This is a genomic window from Lentilactobacillus parafarraginis DSM 18390 = JCM 14109 (assembly GCF_001435895.1).
Taxonomy (GTDB): Bacteria; Bacillota; Bacilli; order Lactobacillales; family Lactobacillaceae; genus Lentilactobacillus; species Lentilactobacillus parafarraginis.
This window is the reverse complement of sequence record NZ_AZFZ01000112.1, coordinates 1-3,709: the sequence shown is the minus strand read 5'-3', so window position 1 is coordinate 3,709 and position 3,709 is coordinate 1. Positions and strand designations below refer to the sequence as shown.

Here is a 3,709-nt window from a genome sequence, read left to right as displayed (position 1 = left end):
ATTACTCCTCAAGAGACTCTAAACAGGTTCTTAAGAGGCGTTATTTTTATAAAAGACTCTTTTATTAATTAACCACGTTAAATAATTGCTCAAATTCTACTTGTGATAAAACGGCAATTCGTTGCTTATTCTCTTTAACCACAACTTCCTGCGGACTGATTGATAGCGCACCCTGTGGTGTAACTACCTGAAGTTTATTTTTCTTCTTTGTGAGATGACTAACCAAGGGTTGTAAAAATTTTTGTACATCATCCTGATTATCACCAGTAAAAATAATGAAAGGTTCTCTTTTTTTGCGTTGTGCTTGACCACTAACGATCAACTAACCCACCTCCCGTGGATATATTTAAAGATCTTCGTTCATTATTATACCTTATAAGAAATTTTTTAGTCGTTTCACACTACCTTCGGAACACTTAATTGTAACTAATAAAATTAGTCGTTTTTATTAGTTACAATAGGGTAGGCTCCAAAGCAACGTGCTGGAACTGGAAAACCATATTTAGTTCATGGCTGTCGAGACCGGTATAATTGATGGCATCTTCTGGTTTTGAACTCAGCATTTCACCGACGGTCATCACGTCATAATGGGAGAGAACCTTGTCGTTCATTTCGCGCAGATAGTCATTTAATTTAGGACCATCGGCAACCAATCCCTCGGTTAATGGGTAGGTGCCAGGTTCAGGTGCATCGGGGAGGCCTTCAGGCTTGGAAATTAGGTTGATGACGTCCATTCTGAAGCCATCAATACCTTTATCCAACCAGAAACGCATAATGTTCCAAACGGATTCCCGTACTTCAGGATTTTCCCAGTTTAAATCAGGTTGACCAGGAGCAAGTAGATGCAAATAGTATTGGCCACGTTCTGGAACATAGGTCCAGGCACTGCCACCAAATGCTGCATGCCAGTTATTAGGTTCATGCCCATCAACGGGATCATGCCACATGTAGTAGTCAGAATATTGATTATCCTTTGACTTTTTGCTTTCTTGGAACCAGCGGTGTTGATCAGAAGTGTGGTTAACCACGAGGTCCATCAGTAACTTTAAGCCATGGGAGTGGACTTCTTTTAATAATTCATTAAAATCAGCCATCGTTCCATAGTCAGGCAGAATTTTTTCATAATCGGCAATATCATAGCCGTTATCTTTCAATGGTGATTGGTAGATTGGGTTCAACCAAAGGACGTCTACACCTAATTTTTTTTAAATAAGGGAGGCGTTTGATGATCCCATGAAGATCACCAATACCATCGTTGTTGCTGTCTTGAAAACTTTGTGGATATATTTGATAAATTACGGCGTTTTGCCACCATTTGTGAGTCATATTAATTTCTCCTCTGTTTTTAGTGATCAAAGCAAAGCAGTTATAAGCTGGATCCTAAGTTATCTTGACCGGAAATCTTGGATTTTGGATTGAGATGACTTAAGTACAGGCTGCTACTCTGCTTAGTTGTCCTAGTTATTATAGTTTAACTGGTTTACTCAGTTTTGAATGAATAATATTTAAATCTGATTTTTGATGTAATAAAATCTGACATTCGACTCAATAATCCCAATTAAAGTGATATAATGATTAGAATTATTAAATTTATATAAAAGGGAGACGAGTGAAATGTCATCATTATTTCGTAAAAAGGACATTAATGTTCTTGTAAGCCATGCTTCCCCCCTAAAAAGGACGCTTCGAACTTGGGATTTAACCTTTTTAGGGATTGGAGCGATTATTGGGACCGGGATATTTGTTTTAACTGGTAAGGGGGCTTTAACAGCAGGGCCAGCCTTATCGTTATCATTTTTAATTGCTGCAATCTGTTGTGGCTTTGCTGGTTTGTGTTATGCTGAATTCTCTTCAATGGCACCAGTTGCTGGTTCAGCCTATACGTATTCATATATAGCTTTTGGTGAAATTATTGCTTTTGTCATTGGTTGGGATCTAATTTTGGAGTATGCTTTAGGTGCTGCTACTGTTTCAGTTGGTTGGTCTGGCTATTTTGTTAACTTGCTAAGTAACTTTGGTATTCATATTCCGACTGTGTTAACAGCAGCTGCGGGGACTACTCCAGGAGTCAATACAATTTTTAATTTACCCGCTTTCTTTATTGTTTTAGTGATTACATGGATTATTTCCATCGGGATTACCCAAACAAAACGGGTTAATGACACCATGGTTTTAATTAAACTAGCGGTAATTATTTTATTTATTGTTTGCACTTTTTGGTTTATTAAACCACATAATTGGCAGCCGTTTAGTCCTTTTGGGTGGTATTCTTATCATCATGGAACAGCTGCCGGAATTATTCCAGCAGCATCCATTGTTTTCTTCTCGTTTATTGGATTTGACGCAGTTTCATCAAGCGCTGAAGAAACTATCAATCCTAGTAAAACTTTGCCGAGAGGGATTTTGCTTTCCTTGTTAATTTCCACTGTTCTATATATTGCAATGACGTTAATTATGACTGGTGTAGTGAAATACACTATTTTTGCTAAATATCTTAATGCGCCCATTTTGGCGGTTCTTGTTAAAACGGGGCAAACCTGGTTATCGATTATCGTCAGTTTAGGAGCTATTTTAGGTATGACGACTGTTATCCTAGTTCAATTATATGGTCAATCACGTATCAGCTATTCAATGTCTCGTGATGGACTATTCCCTAAGTTCTTTGGACAGGTTGATCAAAAACACCAAACTCCTTTTAAGGGGACTTGGTTTTTTGGCATCATCACGGCATTAGCGGGTGGTTTTATTAACCTGAATATTTTGGCGGAATTGGTTAATATCGGAACATTAACAGCTTTTATACTGGTATCAGCTGGGGTACTAATTATGCGCCGCACGCATCCTGAAATCCATCGAGGATTTAAAGCCCCTGGTGTTCCGGTAACCCCGATTATTGCTATTCTTTTTTGTATTACCCTGATAGCTGGCTTAAATTGGGAAACTTGGGTTCGTTTTGTGGTTTGGCTAGCTATTGGTATGGCGATTTACTTTGGCTACGGGAGACGACATGCGACAATTAATTCTGAAAATAAGGAGGACTGATATTTATGGCCTATCAACGTATATTGGTTGGACTGGATGGGTCTAAACCAGCTGATCGTGCTTTTCGAGTGGGGTGCTCTCTAGCCCAATCCTTATCAGCAAGGCTTTATGTTCTTTGGATTGTTAATCGTGATCGAGGCATGGACTCATCTTTTGGAGTAAATGAGGACTTTTATCAGGATTTATATCGAAAAGTGACACAAAAGATCAAACCTTATTTAGAACAGGCCCAAGAACAAAAAGTTGAAGTAGTGGGTAAAGTCCTAATAGGTAATGTCAAAACTATATTGGCTAAAGAGTTTCCTCAAGAACAGCAAATTGATTTAATTATTTTAGGGAACACAGGCATTAATGCGGTCGAAAAAATGCTACAAGGATCCCATAGTGGCTATGCAGTACGCCACGCGCCTTGCGATGTGCTGATTGTTAGATAGTAATTATGTGTTGGCATTGGTTGAAAACGGTCAGCACTTGGTCTAGGCGTGACCGAGCTTCCGAGTTGAGGATGATTCCAACTTCTCAAGTTGAAATTATTTGCAGTTAAAAACTGTTTTTACAGATATAAATATAGTTTTCTTACTGATTCTTTAATTTTATATTTGGTTAAAGAGCTAGGCTGCCTGTATAATAGATCCAGTAGAGAAGTTAAGGCGGTGGCTATTTCCAA

3 protein-coding genes and 1 pseudogene are annotated in these 3,709 nt (G+C 38.4%); 2 read left to right on the top strand and 2 right to left on the bottom strand.

The genetic code is table 11. The features are described 5' to 3' along the window. Positions 1-64 precede the first annotated feature (64 nt). Both FD47_RS13835 and FD47_RS13830 read right to left on the bottom strand, forming a co-directional pair. Positions 65-322 carry a hypothetical protein gene (locus FD47_RS13835; RefSeq protein WP_054736624.1) on the bottom strand — a complete coding sequence of 86 codons (258 nt, stop codon included), beginning with the start codon at positions 320-322 and terminating at the stop codon, positions 65-67. A gap of 142 nt (positions 323-464) precedes the next feature. After that, a pseudogene (locus tag FD47_RS13830) lies at positions 465-1,326 on the bottom strand (alpha-amylase family glycosyl hydrolase); the annotation flags it as partial. 288 nt (positions 1,327-1,614) lie between these two features. Between FD47_RS13830 and FD47_RS13825 the strand changes: the two are divergent. Further along, positions 1,615-3,042 carry an amino acid permease gene (locus tag FD47_RS13825; protein ID WP_054736626.1) on the top strand — a complete coding sequence of 476 codons (1,428 nt, stop codon included), beginning with the start codon at positions 1,615-1,617 and terminating at the stop codon, positions 3,040-3,042. A 5-nt stretch (positions 3,043-3,047) separates the two neighbouring features. Then, complete coding sequence (locus tag FD47_RS13820; protein WP_054736628.1) at positions 3,048-3,476, top strand: universal stress protein; 429 nt, start codon at positions 3,048-3,050, stop codon at positions 3,474-3,476. Positions 3,477-3,709 lie beyond the last annotated feature (233 nt).

Bases quoted from the DNA above. Each gene is read 5' to 3' on its own strand.
- FD47_RS13825 (WP_054736626.1), top strand. From the start codon at position 1,615: ATGTCATCATTATTTCGTAAAAAGGACATTAATGTTCTTGTAAGCCAT.
- FD47_RS13820 (WP_054736628.1), top strand. From the start codon at position 3,048: ATGGCCTATCAACGTATATTGGTTGGACTGGATGGGTCTAAACCAGCT.